Genomic DNA, 18,535 nt, shown 5'->3' on the forward strand with positions numbered 1-18,535 from the left:
ACATGAGCGACTTTCTCGACCGCATCAGCAAACTCTCGCCCAAGCGCCTGGCGCTGCTGGCGCTGGAGCTGCACGAAAAGGCGGAAGCCGCCGGCACGCACTCGAACGAGCCGATCGCGGTGATCGGCATGGGCTGCCGCTTTCCCGGCGGCGCCACCAGCCCCGAGGCCTTCTGGGACCTGCTCGACGCCGGGCGCGACGCGATCCGCGACGTGCCCGCCGACCGCTGGGACAAGGACGCCTTCTTCGACGCCGATCCCGACGCCCCGGCCCGCATGTCGGTGCGCAACGGTGGCTTCCTGGACGACGTGGCCGGTTTCGACCCCGCCTTCTTCGGCATCTCGCCGCGCGAGGCCCTCACCATGGACCCGCAGCAGCGCCTGCTGATGGAGGTCTCGTGGGAAGCGCTGGAGCAGGCCGGTCTCTCGCCCGAAGGCCTGGCCGGCTCGCCCACCGGCGTCTTCTTCGGCCTGTGCAACAGCGACCACTTCCACCGCGTGCTGCAACGCGGCAGCGACAGCATCGACGCCTACATCGCCTCGGGCAACGCGCACAGCGTGGCCTCGGGCCGCGTCTCGTATTTCCTCGGCCTGCAAGGGCCGGCCATGTCGATCGACACCGCCTGCTCGTCCTCGCTGGTGGCGCTGCACGTGGCCTGCCAGAGCCTGCGCAGCGGCGAGTCGCGCACCGCGCTGGCCGGGGGCGTGAACCTGATGTGCTCGCCCGAGACCACCATTGCCCTCACCAAGGCGCACATGCTCGCGCCCGACGGCCGCTGCAAGACCTTCGACGCGTCGGCCGACGGTTTCGCGCGCGGCGAGGGCTGCGGCGTGCTGGTGCTCAAGCGCCTGAGCCACGCCCAGGCCGACGGCGACCGCGTGCTCGCGGTCATCCGCGGCAGCGCCGCCAACCAGGACGGCCGCAGCGGTGGCCTCACCGTGCCCAACGGCCCGGCGCAGGAAGCGGTGATCCGCGCCGCGCTGGCCGATGCGGGCGTGGCCCCGGCCGACATCGGCTACGTGGAGGCCCACGGCACCGGCACCTCGCTGGGCGACCCGATCGAGGTGCGGGCCCTGGCCGGCGCGCTCGGCCCGGGCCGCGACGCGGCGAACCCGCTGCTGATCGGCTCGGTCAAGACCAACATCGGCCACCTCGAATCGGCGGCCGGCGTGGCCGGCGTCATCAAGGTGATCCTCGCGCTGCAACACGGCCGCATCCCCCGGCACCTGCATTTCAGCGAACCCAGCCCGCACATCGCCTGGTCGCAGTACCCCGTGAGCGTGACGCGCGACGGCCATGCCTGGCCGCGCGGCGAACGCCCGCGCCGCGCCGGCGTGAGCTCCTTCGGCTTCAGTGGCACCAACGCGCACGTCGTGATCGAAGAGGCCCCGGCGCCCGTGGCCGCCGCCTCGGGCGACCAGCGCCCGGTGCACTGCCTGCCGCTCTCGGCCCGCTCCGAGCCCGCCCTGCGCGCGCTCGCCGCCCGCTTCGCCGATGCGCTCGCGGCTGGCGCGCCGCTGGCGGACGTGGCCCACACCGCCGGCGTGGGCCGCTCGCATTTCGCCGAGCGCCTGGCCGTGGTGGCCAGCGATGCGCAGGAAGCGCGCGCCGCCCTGCAGGCCTTCGCCCAGGGTCGCGAACACCCCGCGCTGTACCGGGGCACCGCCACGCCGGGCGTGGCCCCCGAGGTGGTCTTCCTCTACACCGGCCAGGGCTCGCAGTACCCTGGCATGAGCGAGGCGCTGTATGCCGCCTCGCCGCTGTACCGCGACATCATCGACCGCTGCGACAGCCTGCTGGGCGCCGACGCCCAGGGCCGCACGCTCAAGTCCGTGCTGCGCGCCGGGCCGGCCGAAGGCGCGGCCATCCACGAAACCGCCTGGACGCAGCCAGCGCTCTTCGCCGTCGAATACGCGCTCACGCAGCTCTGGCGCGCCTGGGGCATCGAACCCGCGGCCGTGATCGGCCATTCCGTGGGCGAGTACGTGGCGGCCTGCGTGGCCGGTGTGTTCACGCTCGAGGAAGGCCTCAAGCTCATCGCCGAGCGCGGCCGCCTGATGCAGGCGCTGCCGCCCGGCGGCGCCATGGCCGCCGTGTTCACCTCGGCCGACGAGGTGGGCCGGGCCATCGCGCCCATGGCCGATCGCCTGGCCATCGCCGCCATCAACGCGCCCGACAGCCTGGTGGTCTCGGGCGATGCGAAGGCCGTCGACGCCTTGCTGGCCGACTTCGCCACGCGCAATGTGCAGGGCCAGAAGCTGTTCGTCTCGCTCGCCGCGCACTCGCCCCTGGTGGCGCCCGCGCTCGACGCGATGGAAGCCTGCGCCCGTGCCGTGAGCATGCGCGCGCCCCAGATTCCCGTGGCCTGGAACGTGACCGGCGGCGCCGCGCTGCCCGCGCCGGGCGCGCCCGATGCGGCTTACTGGCGCCGCCACCTGCGCGAGCCGGTGCGCTTCGCCGAAGGCATCGCCTCGCTGGCGAAGCAGGGCTACCGCGTGTTCCTGGAGGTCGGCCCGCACCCGGTGCTGATGGCCCTGGCCCAGCGCAGCCTGCCCGAGCAGGACCACCTGCTGCTGACCTCACTGCGGCGCGAGAAGAGCGACTGGCACGAACTCAACGCCAGCCTGGCCGCGCTGTACGTGCAGGGTGCGGCAGTCGACTGGGCCGGCGTGGATCGCCCCTACGCGCGCCAGCGCGTGGACCTGCCGACCTATCCCTTCGAACGGCGCGATTTCTGGATCACGCCGACCGCCGAAAAAGCCGTGCGCGCGCCGGCGCCCAGCGGCCTGCCGGGCCGGCGCCTGCCGACCGCCGTGCCGATCTTCGAGACCCTGCTGTCGCCCGCGAGCACGCCCTACCTGGCCGACCACGTGGTGCAGGGCGTGGTGCTGGTGCCCGGCCCGCTGCTGCTGGAGCTCGCGCAAGGCGCGGCCCAGGCCGTGAACGGCCGTGCGCTGCGCGCGGTCGAGGCCTTCGAGATCCTCGAACCCCTGGTGCTGCCCGAGGCGGGCCGCACCGTGCAGACCCACCTGGGCCCCGAGTCCGGTGGTTCGCAGCCGTTCTCCGTCTACAGCCAGGCGGCCGATGGGTCGGGCGAATGGCACCTGCACGCCAGCGGCCGGCTGCAGCCCAGCAGCGCGCAGCAGGCCCAGGCCGGTGCCGACACCACCAGCTTCACCGCCACGCGCGACGCGCTGGGCGCGGCCACCAGTGGCGAGGGCTACCACCAGCGCCTCGAAGCCCTGGGCATCCACCTCGGGCCCGCTTTCCGCAGCCTGCAGGACGTGCACCGCCGCGACGGCGAGGCCCTGGCGCGCATCGCGCTGCCCACCGCCTGTGCCGACGAGCCCGTGACCTGGGCACACCCCGCGCTGCTCGATGGTGCCTTGCAGTCCATCGGCCTGACCCTGCCGCAGACTGACGACACCGAACACACCTACCTCTTCACCGGCCTGGACCGCATCGACCTGGCCGGCCCGCTGCCCGCCAGCCTGTGGTGCCATGCCCGCCTGCTCAACGCGGCAGGCCAGGCGCCGCAGCCGCCCGAATGGCAGGCCGAAGTCACCCTGCGCTCGCTCGACGGCGGCGTGCTCGGCCAGATCCGCGGCGTGCACCTGCGCCGCGCCTCGCGCGACGCGCTGGCACGGTCCCTGGGCCATGCCTCGGGCCATGGCCTGTTCCATGAGGTGGTGTGGGAAGACGCGCCGGCCCATGCGCCGGCCGCCGCCTCGCTGCCCGATCCCGCCGGCCTCGCGCCGGCCCTGCGCGAGCGCTTCGGCGCGCTGGCGGCCGAGCACGGCCTGGCCGTGTACGAACGGCTGCTGCCCGAACTCGATCGCCTGAGCGCCGACCACGTCGCCACCGCCTTGCGCCAGCTCGGCTTCGACGACACGCCGGGGCGCGGGTTCGACACCGCCGGTGAATCGCAGCGCCTGGGCGTGGTGCCGCGCCACGAACGCCTGTTCGCGCGCCTGCTGCAGATGCTGGCCGAAGACGGCCTGCTGCGCCGCGAAGGGGATCGCCACACGGTGCTCGCCCGCCTGGGCACGGCCGATGCGGCCGCGCGCTACGACACGCTGATGCAGACCTTCGGCGAGGTCGACGGCGAGCTGCGCACGCTGCGCCGCTGCGGGCCCGCGCTGGCCGCTGTGCTGCGCGGCGAGCAGGACCCGCTGCAACTGCTGTTCCCGGGCGGCTCGTTCGACGAGGCGCGCAAGCTCTACGTGGACTCGCCCTACGCGCAGACCTACAACCGCGCGCTCGGTGAAGCCTTGCAATCGGCCATTGCCCAGCTGCCTGCCGGCGCGCGCCTGCGCGTGCTGGAGATCGGCGCCGGCACCGGCGGCACCACCACCTACGTGCTGCCGCTGCTGCCGGCCGAGCGCACCGAGTACACCTTCACCGACCTCTCGCCGCTGTTCCTGGAGCGTGCGGCCGAGAACTTTGCCGCCTATCCCTTCGTGCGCCACGCACTGCTCGACATCGAGCGCGACCCGCAGGCGCAGGGTTTTGCGGCCGGCGCCTACGACATCGTGATCGCGGCCAACGTGCTGCACGCCACCGCCGACCTGGCCCAGACCCTGCGCCACGCGAAAAGCCTGATGGCGCCGGGCGCCATGCTGTTCCTGCTGGAAGGCGTGGCCCCGGAACGCTGGGTGGACCTCACCTTCGGCCTCACCGAAGGCTGGTGGCGATTCACCGATGCCGCCCTGCGCCCGGACTACCCCCTGGTGCCGCGCAGCGCCTGGCTGGACACGCTGCAAGGCCTGGGCTTCCAGGGCGCCTGCGCGGTGCCCGACGACCGCTGGACCACGCGCGGCGCGGCCCAGCAGGCGCTGATGCTGGCGCAAGCCCCGCTGGGCGGCCAGGCCTGGACCCTGGTGGGCGACCTGCAGGGTCTGGGCCAGGCGCTGGCCGGGCGCCTGCGCGCGCGCGGCGACCAGGTGCAGACCCTGGCGGCGGACGCGGTGCCGCCCGCCGGTGCGCTGGGCGAGATCATTTACCTGGCGGCGCTGGAACTGGCCTCGCGCGGTCTGGACGACCGCGAAGCCGCCGCCTTGGCCCACACGCTCGCGGGCGAAGGGCCGCGCCGCTGGCTGGCGGCGGCCGCGCAAGGGCAGGGCCGCATCCGGTTCGTGACGCAGGGCGTGCAGGGCGGAGCCGGTGGCGCCATGAGCCCGGGCGCCGCCTGGCAGGCGCCGCTGTGGGGTTGGGGACGCGGCTTCTCGCTCGAACAGCCCGGCGCCTGGGGCGGCCTGATCGACCTGCCTTCGGCTTCGACCGTGGACACGCTGCTGGAAGCGCTCGATGCGGTGGACGGTGAAGACCAGGTGGCCTGGCGCGATGGCCAGCGCCGCGTGGCGCGCCTGGTCCAGGCCGACACGCCGCCCGCGTCGGCGCCGAGCTTCAGCGCCGATGCCTGCTACCTCGTCACCGGCGGCTTCGGTGGCCTGGGCCTGGTGGTGGCGCGCTGGCTGGCCGAACACGGCGCGCGCCACATCGCCTTGCTGGGGCGCAACCCCGACCTTGGCGCGCCCGGCGTGGCCGAGATCGAGGCCCTGGGCGCGACGGTGCACACCGTGCAGGCCGACGTGGCCGACGAAGCCGCCATGGCGCGCGCCTTCGAACAGCTCAAGCGGGAGGCGCCGCCGCTGCGCGGCGTGATGCACGCCGCCGCCGCGCTGAGCGCCGCGCCGCTGCTTCAGCTCGACGACGCGATGGTGCGCCAGATGCTGGCACCCAAGCTCACGGGCACGCTGGTGCTCGACCGCCTCACGCGCGGCATGCCGCTCGATTTCCTGGTGCTGTTCTCCTCGACCACCGCCTTGCTCGGCGCCTCGGGGCTGGCCCACTACGCGGCCGCCAACGCCTTCCTCGACACGCTGGCTGAGGCCAGCGATGCCTCGCGCCGCGTGATCTCGGTGAACTGGGGCACCTGGGAGGTGATGCGGCTGGCCTCCAGCGACGACCAGCGCAGCTACCGCGAAGGCGGCCTGCAGCCCATGGCCGCGGCCGACGCGCTGGACGCGCTGGGCCGCCTGCTGGGCGGCACGGCGCGGCAGGCGGTCGTGGCCCAGGTGGACTGGACCGCGCTCAAGGCCTTGCACGAAGCGCGCCGCTCGCGCCCGCTGCTGTCGCACCTGGGCGTCGCGCCGCGCGCCGCCGTGGTGCAAGCGCCGCGCGCGGACAGCGGGCCTTCGCTGCAGGCGCGGCTGGAGGCCGCGCCGCCCGCGATGCGCCACGACCTGCTGGTCGAGTTCGTGCGGCAGGAGGTGGCCTCGGTGCTCGGCCTGGCCGGGCCGGCTGTGGTGCCCATCGCCACCGGCCTGTTCGACCTGGGCATGGACTCGCTGATGGCGGTCGAACTCAAGCGGCGGCTGGAGCGCGGCGCGGCGCGTGCGCTGCCATCCACGCTGACCTTCAACTACCCCAACGTGGGCGCGCTCGCGCGTTTTCTGGAAACCCAGCTCACCGTCAAGCCGGCCGCACCACCGGCACCCACCGCAGCGCCCGCCGCGGTGGCCGAGGTCGAGGTGCCCGATGCCGATGCGGACCTGGATTCGCTCAGCGACGACGAACTGGAGGCCCGCTTGCTGGCCCGACTGGAGCAGACCCGATGAAATACCGATCCCTTGGCATGCGCCTGACGATCATCTTCGTGGCCCTGTGGGCGGCCGAGGAGGCGCTCACCGGCGTGCTCCTGCAGCGCTACGGCCTCGCGCAGGTCGTGTGCCTGCGCTTCGCGCTGCACCTGGCCTTGCTGTGGATGCTGTTCGGGCGCGGCAACGGCCCTTCGCTGTGGCGCACGCGCCGGCCGGTGTCGCAGCTGTTCCGCGCCGCGATGATGGTGGGCATGCCGGCCTGCTGGTCGCTCGGTGTGCAGCGGGGCCTGGCCCCGGTCACCTTCCTGGCGGTGTTCTGGATCGCGCCGCTCATGATCCTGGGCCTGTCGCGCCTGGTGCTGCGCGAGCGCGTGCCGCTGCGTCTCTTCGGCTTCGCGGCGGCGGCCAGCGTGGGCGTGTTCCTGCTGCTGGGCCCGCACGTGCTGCCCCGGCCCGAGCTGCTGGTGTTCCCGGTGGCCATGGCCGCCTGCTTCAGCGTGTACGTGGTGATGACGCGCCTGCTGCACGCCGAGCCCACCCGTGTGAACCTGTTCTACACCGGCCTGGGCGCCTGCCTGCTGCTGTTGCCGCTGATGCCCTCGGGCTGGGTGACGCCGAGCGCGCCCGATCTGCTGCTGCTCGGGGGCGTGGCGGTACTGGGCCTGGGCGCGCTGCTGGCGCTGGAGCGGCTGACGGCGGTGGCGCCGATCTCGCGCACCGCGCCGCTGCTGTACCTGCAGATCGGTTTCACACTGGCCTTCGCCTGGGTGGCAGCGCACCCGCTGCCGGGCCTCATCGCCGTGGGCGTTGTGCTGCTCGCCGCCGGCCTGTGGCTGGCGCTGCGCCGTCGCCGGCGTGGCTCGTCCTGGCACATGACCTCCCTGCTGGCCGACACCGGCCACGCCGGTCTGGATTGACATGAGGCACCCCCCTGCGCCGCTGCGCGGCTTCCCCCCTCCGTGGCGCGCCTTCGGCGCTTCGAGGGGGGACGGCATTTCGGGCCGGCGGAGCCGGACCCTCGATGCCTCTGGATGGGGCTGCTGCTTTCGTCGTGGGGCACTGAAATGACTGCCAACCGCCGCGCCATCCTGCTGATGCTGGCCTTCGTCCTGCTGTGGGCGGGGATCGAGGCCATGGCGGCGAACGTGCTGCGCCACTACTCCCCGTACCAGGTGGTCTGGACGCGCTATGCCGTGCACCTGGCGCTGATGCTGGCGCTGTGGGGATGGCGCGAGCCGGCCTCGCTCTGGCAGACGCGCCGCCCGGTGTTCCATGTGGCGCGCTCGCTGCTGATGCTGGGCATGCCCGCGTCCTGGGTGATCGGCATGCAGATGGGCGTGCCCGGGCATTCGGTCATGACCATCTTCTGGATCAGCCCGGTGCTGATCCTCGGGCTGGCCTGGGTGTTTCTGCAGGACCGCGTGCCGCTGCTGGTCTGGGTGGCCACCTTCGTGGCCTGCCTGGGCGGCCTGCTGGTCAACGGCCTGCACGGGCTGCCGGGGCCGTCGCTGCTGGTCTATCCCCTGGGCATGGCCCTGTGCTTCAGCGTCTACGTGGTGATGACGCGCTCGCTGCGCACCGAGACCACCCGCACCAACCTGTTCTACACCGCCGCCGGTGTGTTCGTGGCGCTCACGCCCGCCATGCCCGGCCTGTGGATCACGCCACCGCTGACCGACCTGCTCACCATGGTGGCGATCGGCCTGCTCGGTTACGTGGCCTTGCTCGCGCTGGACCGCTCTGCCGCCGCCGCGCCCGTGAGTATTTCGGCACCCTTCGCGTATTTACAAATTGCCTTCACCGTGCCGCTCTTCTGGGTGGCAGGGCTGGGGCATGATATGTCGGTCCCGCGCATGGCGCTGGGGCTCCTGTTGATCGTTGGTGCTGCGCTCTGCCTTTGGCTGCGCGAGCCGCGCCTGCATGCCCGCGACGCGGTGATGGCGCGGTCGACGCCGTGATGAAGTTTTCAGTGAGGAAGTGATATGCAGTCAGATCGGACCAACCCCCCTGAATCGACGCCCGCCCAGCCGGCGCCCGCCGCCGATCGGCGCAACATGCTGCAGAACGCGCTCGGCGCCATCGAGCGCCTGCAGTCCCGCCTGGATGCGGTCGAGAACGCGAAACACGAGCCGATCGCCATCGTGGGCATGGCCTGCCGCGTGCCCGGTGGCGCGGAAGACGCCGACAGCTTCTGGAACCTGCTGACCGAGGGCAAGGACGTGGTGGGCGAGGTGCCCGCCGACCGCTGGGAGGTGGACGCGTACTACGACCCGGACCCGAGCAAGCAGGGCAAGGCGCGCACCAAGGCCGGCGGCTTCCTGAAAGACATCGACCAGTTCGAACCCAGCTTCTTCGGCATGTCGCCGCGCGAGGCCGCGGGCGTGGACCCGCAGCAGCGGCTGCTGCTGGAGGTGGCCTGGGAGGCGATGGAGCATGCTGCGATCCCGACCGACCAGCTCGACGGCAGCCTGACCGGCGTGTTCGTCGGCATCACGTCGATGGACTACTCCAACCGCATCGACGTGGCCGACCCGGCCCGCAGCGACATCTACCTGGCCACCGGCACCGCGCTCAACGCCGCCGCCGGCCGCGTGTCCTTCACCTTCGGCTTCCGCGGCCCCTGCATGGCGATCGACACCGCCTGCTCGTCCTCGCTGGTGGCGATCCACACCGCCTGCCAGAGCCTGCGCAACGGCGAAAGCAACCTGGTGCTGGCGGGCGGCGTCAACGCCATCCTCTCGCCCGACCCCTTCGTGCTGATCTCCAAGTGGGGCATGTTGTCGCCCGACGGCCGCTGCAAGACCTTCGATGCCTCGGCCAACGGCTTCGTGCGCGGTGAGGGCTGCGGCCTGATCGTGCTCGAGCGCCTGTCCGACGCCGTGGCCAACGGCCGCCGCATCCTGGGCGTGATCCCCGGCTCGGCGATCAACCAGGACGGCCGCTCCAGCGGCCTGACCGTGCCCAACGGCCTGGCCCAGCAGGAAGTGGTGCGCCAGGCGCTGGCCTCGGCCCGCCTCAAACCGACGGACGTGAGCTACGTCGAGGCCCACGGCACCGGCACCTCGCTGGGTGACCCGATCGAGGTCGAGGCGCTGGCCGCCGTGTACGGCGAAGGCCGGGCCATGCACCAGCCTTTCGAGGTCGGTTCGGTCAAATCCAACATCGGCCACCTGGAAGCCGCCTCCGGTGTGGCCAGCGTGATCAAGCTGGTGATGGCGCTGCGCCACCAGAAACTGCCCGCCAGCCTGCACGTGAAGCAGCTCACGCCGTCCATCCCCTGGGACACGCTGCCGGTGCGCGTGAGCACCGCGCTGCACGACTGGCAACCCGTGGGTGGCGCGCGCCGCATCGCGGGCGCCAGTGCTTTCGGTTTCAGCGGCATGAACGCCCACGTGCTGGTGGCCGAGCCACCCGTAGCCGCCGCGCCGGAGGCCGCACCGGCCCGGCCCCTGTACGCCATGCCGCTGTCGGCCAAGAACGACGCGGCGCTGCAGGCGCTGGCGCTGCGCTACGCCGACCACCTGGAACAACGCCCGGCCGATGCCCTGGCCGACGTGTGCGCCACCGCCGCCATCGGCCGTTCGCACCACCTGCTGCGCACGGTGCTGGTCGCGGCCGACCGCGCCGGCATGCAGGCCCAGCTGCGCGAACTCGCCAGCACCGGCCAGTCGGCCGTGCAGGGTTCCGTCTCGGCCAGCGGCCGCAACCGCGTGGCCTTCCTCTTCACCGGGCAGGGCGCGCAGTACGTCGGGATGGGCCGCGAGCTCTACGACGCCGAGCCCGTGTTCAAGGCCACGATCGACCGCTGCGCGGCCGTGCTCGACCCCTTGCTGGGCCGGCCGTTGCGCGAGGTGATGTTCGAGGAGACCGGTGGCAGCCTGGACCAGACCGGTTTCACCCAACCCGCGCTGTTCGCCATCGAGGTCGCGCTGGCCGCCACCTGGCGCAGCTGGGGCATCGAGCCCACGGTGGTGATCGGCCACAGCGTGGGCGAATTCGCCGCCGCCGTGGTCGCGGGCGTGTTCAGCCTGGAAGATGGCGCGCGCCTGATTGCGGCCCGGGGCCGGCTGATGCAGGCGCTGCCGGCCGGCGGCGCCATGGTGGCGGTGCAGGGCGATGCGGCGCTGGTGCAGCGCGAGATCGCGCCGCACGCCGACAAGGTGTCGGTCGCGGCCTTCAACGCGCCGGGCAACCTGGTGATCGCCGGTGCCGGCGCCGAAGTGGCCGCCATCGCGGCGCGCCTGGCCGAGCAGGGCCTGCGCACGCAGGCGCTGTCGGTGTCGCACGCCTTCCACTCGCCGCTGATGGACCCCATGGTGGAAGAATTCCGCCAGCTCGCCGCGAGCGTGGCGCATTCGGCGCCCACGCTCACCTGGATCTCCAACCTCGACGGCGCCCCCATGGATTGGGCGAAGTGGGGCAGCCGCATGGCCGACTACTGGGCCAGCCACGTGCGCGCACCGGTGGCATTCGAAAGCGGCGCGCGCGCGCTGGCCGCCACGCAGTGCGACGTGCACCTCGAAGTCGGGCCCAATCCCACGCTCATCGGCCTGGGCATGCAGTGCGTGCCCGAAGGCACGGCGACCGACTGGCTGCCCTCGCTCAAGCGCAGCAAGGGCGGCTGGGAACAGATGCTCGACAGCGTGGCGCGCCTGTATGTGCGTGGCGCGAAACTGAACTGGACGGCGGTGCAGGGCCCGGGCGTGCGCCACAGCCTGGAGCTGCCGCTGTACCCCTTCCAGCGCCAGGCCTACCTCGTGCCCTTCGCGCCGCGCGCCCGCCGCGTGGCCGGCGACTCGGTGCACGACCTGCTCGGCGAGCGCCTGAACGTGGCCGGCGTGGCCGCGCAGTTCGAACGCACGGTGGACGCCACCAGCCCGGCCTGGGTGGCGGACCACGTGATCGCGTCCGAGGCCGTGATGCCGCTGACCGCCTACCTCGAGGCCGCGCTGGCCGGGGCGCGGCAGGCCGACCCGGCCGTCACCGGGCTCACGGCGGTGGAGATCGGCGAACCCATGCCCCTGCTCGACGGCGAGCAGCGGCTCATGCAGGTCTCGGTGGACAAGGCCCTGGGCGGTGCGCCCTCGCGCGTGCGGGTGTTCAGCCGCGACGCGAAGCGGCCCGATGCCGAATGGGCCCAGCACGCCAGCGCCGAGCCGCTGCGTGGCCCGGTCGAGGCGGTGCCGGTGTCGCCGGTGGCCGAGGCGGCGAAGCGATTGACCAACGAGGTCGAGGTCGCGCCGTTTTACGACAAGGTGCGCAAGCTGGGCGTCGATTTCGGCGCCGGCTTCCGGGGCATGAAGCGCGTCTGGTGCGGTGAAGGCGAAGCCATTGGCGAGATCGTGCTGACCGACGCGGTGCAGGCCGATGCCGGCAAGTACCTGATGCACCCGGCGCTGCTCGACGCCTGCTTCCACACCTCGGCGGTCGCCATGGACACGCTGCCCAGCGCCAACGACGGCCGCTTCTACCTGCCCATCGGCGTGGACCGCTACCTCTGGAACGCCACGCCCACCGCCACGCTGCGCAGCCATGCGCGCGTGCGCCCGGCGCCGCCGCACAGCGACATGCTGGTGCTCGACGTGCACATCGAGACGCCCGACGGCCAGCCCGTGGCCCTGCTCGAAGGCCTGCGCTGCCGCCGCGCCAGCCGCGAACTGTTCCGCCAGCGCGTGGACGCGCAGGTGGCCGACTGGCTCTACGAACTGCAATGGAAGCCCGAGGCCCTGGTGGCCGAACCCGCCACCGCCGAAGGCATCTGGCTGGTGTTCGACGAAGGCCAGGGCCGCGGCCAGCGGCTGGCCGACGAGATCGCCCAGCGTGGCGGCCAGGCCCTGCGTGTGCTGCCTTCGGGCAGCGCGGCCGGAGCGGGCGCCACGGTGATCGACGAGACCCAGGCCGGCGAGTACGCCCGCCTGGTGGCCAAGGCCGCCGAGCGTGGCGCGTTGCGTGGCGTGGTGTCGCTGTGGCCGCTGCGCGTGCCGGCGCTGCGCGACGACGACCTGCCCAGCGCGGTGCAGCGCTTCGGCGTGGACGCCGCGCTGCTGACCCTGCAGGCCCTGGCGCAGGCCGGGCTGCCGTCGGCGCCGCGCCTGTGGATCGCCACCGCCGGCAGCCAGTCGGTGGACGGCACCGAGGAACTGCGCATCACCCAGGCCCCGGTGGCCGGCCTGGCGCGGGTGGCCGCGACCGAGCACCCCGAGCTGCGCGTGACCCTGGTGGACCTCGATCCGCAAGCCACGCCCAGCGATGCGCGCCTGCTGCTCGACGAAATGCTGTCCGGCAGCGAAGAGAACCAGGTCGCGCTGCGCAAGGGCGTGCGCTATGCCGCCCGCCTGGCGCGCCAGCCGCGTTCCAGCGCGCCGCACATCGACGACGCGCCGATCCGCCTGAACATCACCGAGCGCGGCACGCTTGAAAACCTGAACCTGGGTGCGATGGAACGCCGCGCGCCGGGCCGGGGCGAGGTCGAGATCCGGGTGCGCGCCAGCGGCCTGAACTTCCGCGACGTGCTCAGCGCGCTGGGCATGTACCCCGGCGAGATTCGCCACCTGGGCAGCGATGCCTCGGGTGAGGTCGTGGCTGTGGGCGAGGGCGTGACGCAGTTCAAGGTCGGCGACCGCGTGGTCGCGATGCTCGAAGGCGCCTTCTCCAGCCACGCGGTCGCGCGCTGGGAATTCGTCGCACCGTTGCCCGATGGCGTGAGCTTCGAGCAGGGTGCCGCCATCCCCACCGCCTACCTCACGGCCGACATCACGCTCAACCTGCTGGGCAAGATGAGCAAGGGCGACCGCGTGCTGATCCACTCGGGCGCGGGCGGCGTGGGCATGGCCGCCATCGCGCTGGCCCGCCGCGCGGGCGCCGAGATATTCGCCACCGCCGGCAGCCCCGAGAAGCGCGAGGAACTGCGCCGCCTCGGTGTGCACCATCCGCTGGACTCGCGCAGCGACTCCTTCGCCGACGAGATCGCCCGCATCACCGAAGGCAAAGGTGTGCGCCTGGTGCTCAACTCGCTCGCCGGCCACCTGCTGGACCGCAGCTTCGAATGCCTCTCCGACGGCGGCATCTTTCTGGAGATCGGCAAGCGCGGCCTGTGGACGCACGAGCGCGTGGCCGAGCTCAACCGGGGCATCGAGTACCACATCGTCGACTGCAACGACAACGCGCGCGACACACCGGAAATCGTGGGCCAGATCTTCACGCGCGTGCTGCAGGAGATCGAGTCCGGCGTGCTGCCGTGGCTGCCTTGCACCACCTTCCCGTTCGAGAGCGCGCCCGACGCCTTCCGCTACATGGCGCAGGCCAAGCACATCGGCCGCGTGGTGTTCCGCCACCGCGTGGACCCGCCCAAGGTGCCGCAGGCGGTGCGCGACGACGCCACCTACCTCGTCACCGGTGGTCTCAAGGGCCTGGGTCTGCTGGCAGGCCAATGGCTGGCAGGCGAGGGCGCGCGCCACCTGCTGCTGGCCGGTCGCAGCGAACCCGACGCCACCGCGCGCGACGCCATCGCGGCCATGGAAGCCGAGGGCGTGAGCGTGAAGACGGTCTCGGCCGATGTGGCCACGGCCGAGGGCATCGCGCGCCTCATGGCGGCCCTGAAGGACATGCCCGCGCTGGGCGGTGTCATCCACGGTGCGGCGGTGCTCGACGACGGCGTGCTCATCAAGCAGACGCCGGAGCGCTTCGCCACCGTGATGGGGCCGAAGGCCGACGGTGCGTGGCGCCTGAGCGTGGCCTTGGAGCGCGCCGGCCATCGGCCCGACTTCGTGGTCTTCTACTCCTCGCTGTCGGCCGTGTTCGGCTCGGCGGGGCAGGGCAACTACGTGGCGGCCAACGCTTTTCTCGATGCGCTGGCGCGCCAGCGCCGCGACGCGGACCGCGCCGCCCTCAGCGTCAACTGGGGCGCGTGGAGCGAGGTGGGCATGGCGGTGCGCGCCGGCACGGTCTCCAAGGCGGGTGCGCAAGGCCTGGCCTCGCTGTCGCCGGCGGAGGGCATGCAGGCGCTGAGCGTTCTGCTGCGCGACAACGCCACCCGCAGCTCGGTCGCGCCGATCGACTGGGCGCTGCTGGGCCAGCAGATGCCGGCCGGGCAGGCGCCCAGGCTCCTGTCGGACCTGCTCGCGGCCGCGCAGAACCGCGGCGGCGGCCAGGCCCAGGGCAGCGCCGCGCGCGTGGACTACGCCAGCCTGCCGGCCAAGGAGCGGCGCGAACAGCTGGTGACGCTGGTGCGCCGCGAGCTGGCCACCGTGCTGGGCCTGGCGGGTTCGCCGCAATCGATCCCGGTGGACCAGACCTTCACCGCGCTGGGCCTGGACTCGCTCACCTCGGTGGAACTGCGCAACCGCCTGCAGCAGGCGCTGGGCCGCAGCGTGGCCGCCACGGCCGCCTTCGAATGGCCCTCGGTGGGCGAGATGGCGACCCACCTGAACAGCCTCTATGGCGATGACGACACCTCGGATGCCTCCGACGCCAACAGCCGGGAGGAACTCACGTTGTGAGCGATACCGTTGAGTTGATCAAGCGGCTTCAAGGGCTGGACATCCATCTGAAACTCGACGGAGACCGGCTCAGCGTCAACGCGCCCAAAGGCGCGGTGACGGCCGAACTCCGCGAGGAACTCGGGCGGCGCAAGGACGAGGTCAAGGCCTACCTGGCGGCGCACGGCACGGCGCCCGCCCGCTCGGTGCTGCCGGCGCTGGAGCGCGTGCCGCGCCAGGCCGACATGCCGATCTCGCACACCCAGCAGCGGCTGTGGTTCCTGCGCCAGATGGACCCCACCAGCCACGCCTACAACATCGCGGCGGCGCTGCGCATCAGCGGGCCGCTGGATGAAGCCGTGCTCGAGCGCGTGCTGGCGGTGCTGGTGGCGCGGCACGAAAGCCTGCGCACGCGCTTCATCTCGGTGCAGGGCGAACCGCGCTTCGTGATCGACCCGCACGCCCGCGTGCACCTGGACCGCATCGACATCTCGCCGCTGCAGGGCGGCGCGCGCGACGCCGCGTGCAAGCAGGCGATCGAAAGCATCGCGCGGCGCCCGTTCGACCTGTCGCAGGCGCCCCTGCTGCACGCCGGCCTGATCCGCGAGAGCGGACAGCAGCAGGTGTTCGCCTTCGCGCTGGACCACATCGTGTCCGACGGCCTGTCGCTCGGCATCTTCATGCTGGAGTTCCGCGACCTGTATTCGCGCCTGGCGACCGGCCACGAGGTGACGGTGGTCGAGCCGCCCATCCAGTACTACGACTACGCCGAATGGGAGCGCCGCGCCTTCGCGCAGGGCGCGATCGACGAGCACCTGGCGTTCTGGAAGCGCGAACTCGCCGGCCTGCCGTCGATGCTGCAGCTGCCCACCGACCGGCCCCGCCCGCCGGTGCAGACCACCCATGGCTCGCGCTGCGCGCTGCAGCTCACGCCCGCGTTCTCCGACCGCCTCAAGGCCTTCGGCCGCGCCGAGGGCACGACGCTGTTCATGGTGATGCTCTCGGCCTTCCAGGTGCTCATGCACCGCTACAGCGGCGAGACCGACATCGCCATCGGCTCGGCCATCGCCAACCGCAACCGTTCCGAGGTGGAGCACACCATCGGCTTCTTCGCCAACAACCTGGTGCTGCGCGCCGACGTGAGCGGCGACCCGACGGTGCGCGAACTCATGACCCGCGTGCGCGAGCGCGCGCTGCGCGCCTACGCCCACCAGGAGATGCCGTTCGACATGCTGGTCGACGAGCTGGGCACGCGCCGCGAGCTGGACCATTCGCCGTTGTTCCAGGTGCTGTTCGTGCTGCAGAACCTGTCCATGACCAGCCTGGAACTGCCCGGCCTGCGTTGCGACAGCGTGGACCTGGACGTGACCGCCTCGCGCTTCGACCTGTCGGTGGACGTGTTCGACATCGTGCACGGCCTGCGCTGCTACTTCGAATACAACACCGACCTGTTCGACGTCTCCACCATCGAGCGCATGCTCAACCACTACCGCAAGCTGCTCGAAGGCTTCGTGGAGCGGCCGGACGCGCGCGTGAGCGAACTGGCCCTGCTGACAGACGACGAGCAGCGCCAGCTGCTGCTGGACTGGAACGCCACCGCCATGCCGTACCCGGTCGAGCAGACCGTGCACGGCCTGTTCGAGGCCCAGGCCGCGAGCACGCCCGACGCGGTGGCGCTGCGGTTCGAGGACGTGTCGCTGAGCTACGCCGAACTCAATGCCCGCGCCAACCAGCTGGCCCACCACCTGCGTGCCCTGGGCGCGGGGCGTGAGTCGCTGGTCGGTGTGTGGATGGAGCGCAGCGAGGACATGGTGGTCGCGGTGATGGGTGTGCTCAAGGCCGGCGCGGCCTACGTGCCGCTCGACCCGGCGTTCCCCAAGGACCGCATCGACTACATGATGGAAGACGCCGAACTGTCCATCGTCGTGACCCAGTCGGCCCTGGCCGAAGGCCTGCCCGCCGGCATCCGCGCGGTCTGCCTGGACCGCGATGCCCCCACGCTGGCGACCCAGCCCAACGCCAACCCGGCGCCCCTGGCCGCATCCAGCGACCTGGCCTACGTGATCTACACCTCGGGGTCCACCGGCCGCCCCAAGGGCGTGATGCTGGAGCACCGCTCGGTGGTGAACTTCCTGCTGTCCATGCACCGCGAGCCGGGCATCACCGCGCAGGACCGATTCGTCTCGGTGACCACCCTGTCGTTCGACATCGCGGGCCTGGAAATCCACGGCCCGCTCACCGTGGGCGGCACGGTGGTGCTGGCCTCGCGCGCAACCGCGCTGGACGGCGTGCGCCTGGCGGCGCTGCTCGACCGGTCCGAGGCCACGCTGCTGCAGGCCACGCCGGCCACCTGGCGCCTGCTGCTGGACAGCGGCTGGCAAGGCCGGCCCGGCCTGAAGATGCTGTGCGGCGGCGAAGGCCTGCCGCGCGACCTGGCCGACAAGCTGCTGGCCACGGGCGGCGAGCTGTGGAACATGTACGGCCCGACCGAGACCACCATCTGGTCCACGGTCTGGCGCGTCACCGACACGCAGCGCGCGATCTCCATCGGGCGCCCGATCGCCAACACCCAGGTCTATGTGCTGGAGCCCTCGGGCCTGCCGGCACCGGTGGGCGTGGGCGGCGAGCTGTGCATCGGCGGCGACGGCCTGGCGCGCGGCTACCGCAACCGCGACGACCTGACGGCCGAGAAGTTCGTGACGCTGGACCTGCCCGGCGTAGGACCGGCGCGGGTCTACCGCACCGGCGACGTGGTGCGCTTCCTGGCCGACGGCCGCATGGAGTTCGTCGGCCGGCGCGACCACCAGGTCAAGGTGCGCGGCTTTCGCATCGAGCTGGGCGAGATCGAAACCGTGCTCGCGAAACACGAGGGCATCAAGGATTGCGTGGTGCACGTGCGCGAGGACACGCCGGGCGATCAGCGCCTGGTGGCCTATGTCGTGAGCCAGCCCGGCGCCACCTTCGAGACCGAGGCCGCTCGCGCCACGTTGCGCGTGCAGCTGCCCGAGTACATGGTGCCCAACCTCTTCGTGGTGCTGGAGGCGCTGCCGCTGACGCCCAACGGCAAGGTGGACCGCAAGGCCCTGCCGGCGCCGACGCTGGTGGTGGACGAGGCGGCCGACCTCGCCGACGAGGCCCTCATGACGCCGGTGCAGCGCCAGGTCGCCGCGCTCTGGCGCGAGGTGCTGAACACCCAGCGCGTGGGCCTGCACGCCAACTTCTTCGACCTCGGCGGCCACTCGCTGCTGCTGGTCCGGCTCCAGTCGGCGATGCAGCGCGAGTTCGGCAAGGAGTTCCCGCTGGTGGAGCTGTTCCAGCGCACCACCGTGGCTGCGCAGGCCGAACGCATGTCAACACCGGCGGGCGCCAGCGGGGCGCTGGAGCGCGCCCGCGCGCGCGCCGCCAAACAGATTCAGGGGTAAGGGGATGGGTCCCAGCGAGAAATTTCCCGAGCAC

The 18,535-nt window shown here is 72.2% G+C and carries 5 protein-coding genes; all 5 read left to right on the forward strand.

Annotation, left to right across the window (positions count from 1 at the left end; genetic code table 11):
- The first annotated feature begins 2 nt into the window (after positions 1 to 2).
- The 5 genes from ACODTB_RS07235 to ACODTB_RS07255 all read left to right on the forward strand — a co-directional run bounded on the left by ACODTB_RS07235 (position 3) and on the right by ACODTB_RS07255 (position 18,501).
- Entirely contained in the window at positions 3 to 6,620 is a 6,618-nt protein-coding gene (locus tag ACODTB_RS07235) for a type I polyketide synthase (protein ID WP_291116779.1), read from the forward strand.
- Positions 6,617 to 7,519, forward strand: a complete 903-nt coding sequence (locus ACODTB_RS07240; protein WP_291116781.1) for a hypothetical protein — start codon at positions 6,617 to 6,619, stop codon at positions 7,517 to 7,519. The genes ACODTB_RS07235 and ACODTB_RS07240 overlap by 4 nt, the downstream gene beginning before the upstream one ends.
- A gap of 147 nt (positions 7,520 to 7,666) precedes the next feature.
- Positions 7,667 to 8,560, forward strand: a complete 894-nt coding sequence (locus ACODTB_RS07245; protein WP_291116784.1) for a DMT family transporter — start codon at positions 7,667 to 7,669, stop codon at positions 8,558 to 8,560.
- Positions 8,561 to 8,584: 24 nt separating this feature from the next.
- Positions 8,585 to 15,100 (forward strand): type I polyketide synthase, encoded by a 6,516-nt coding sequence (locus ACODTB_RS07250; RefSeq protein ID WP_488929193.1) that lies wholly within the window; start codon positions 8,585 to 8,587, stop codon positions 15,098 to 15,100.
- Positions 15,097 to 18,501 (forward strand): non-ribosomal peptide synthetase, encoded by a 3,405-nt coding sequence (locus ACODTB_RS07255; protein WP_291116790.1) that lies wholly within the window; start codon positions 15,097 to 15,099, stop codon positions 18,499 to 18,501. Before ACODTB_RS07250 ends, ACODTB_RS07255 begins: the two co-directional genes overlap by 4 nt.
- Positions 18,502 to 18,535 lie beyond the last annotated feature (34 nt).

The organism is Hydrogenophaga sp. FG152 (genome assembly GCF_057809615.1).

Coding starts and splice junctions, on each gene's coding strand:
- ACODTB_RS07235 (WP_291116779.1), top strand. CDS start 3: ATGAGCGACTTTCTCGACCGCATCAGCAAACTCTCGCCCAAGCGCCTG.
- ACODTB_RS07240 (WP_291116781.1), top strand. CDS start 6,617: ATGAAATACCGATCCCTTGGCATGCGCCTGACGATCATCTTCGTGGCC.
- ACODTB_RS07245 (WP_291116784.1), top strand. CDS start 7,667: ATGACTGCCAACCGCCGCGCCATCCTGCTGATGCTGGCCTTCGTCCTG.
- ACODTB_RS07250 (WP_488929193.1), top strand. CDS start 8,585: ATGCAGTCAGATCGGACCAACCCCCCTGAATCGACGCCCGCCCAGCCG.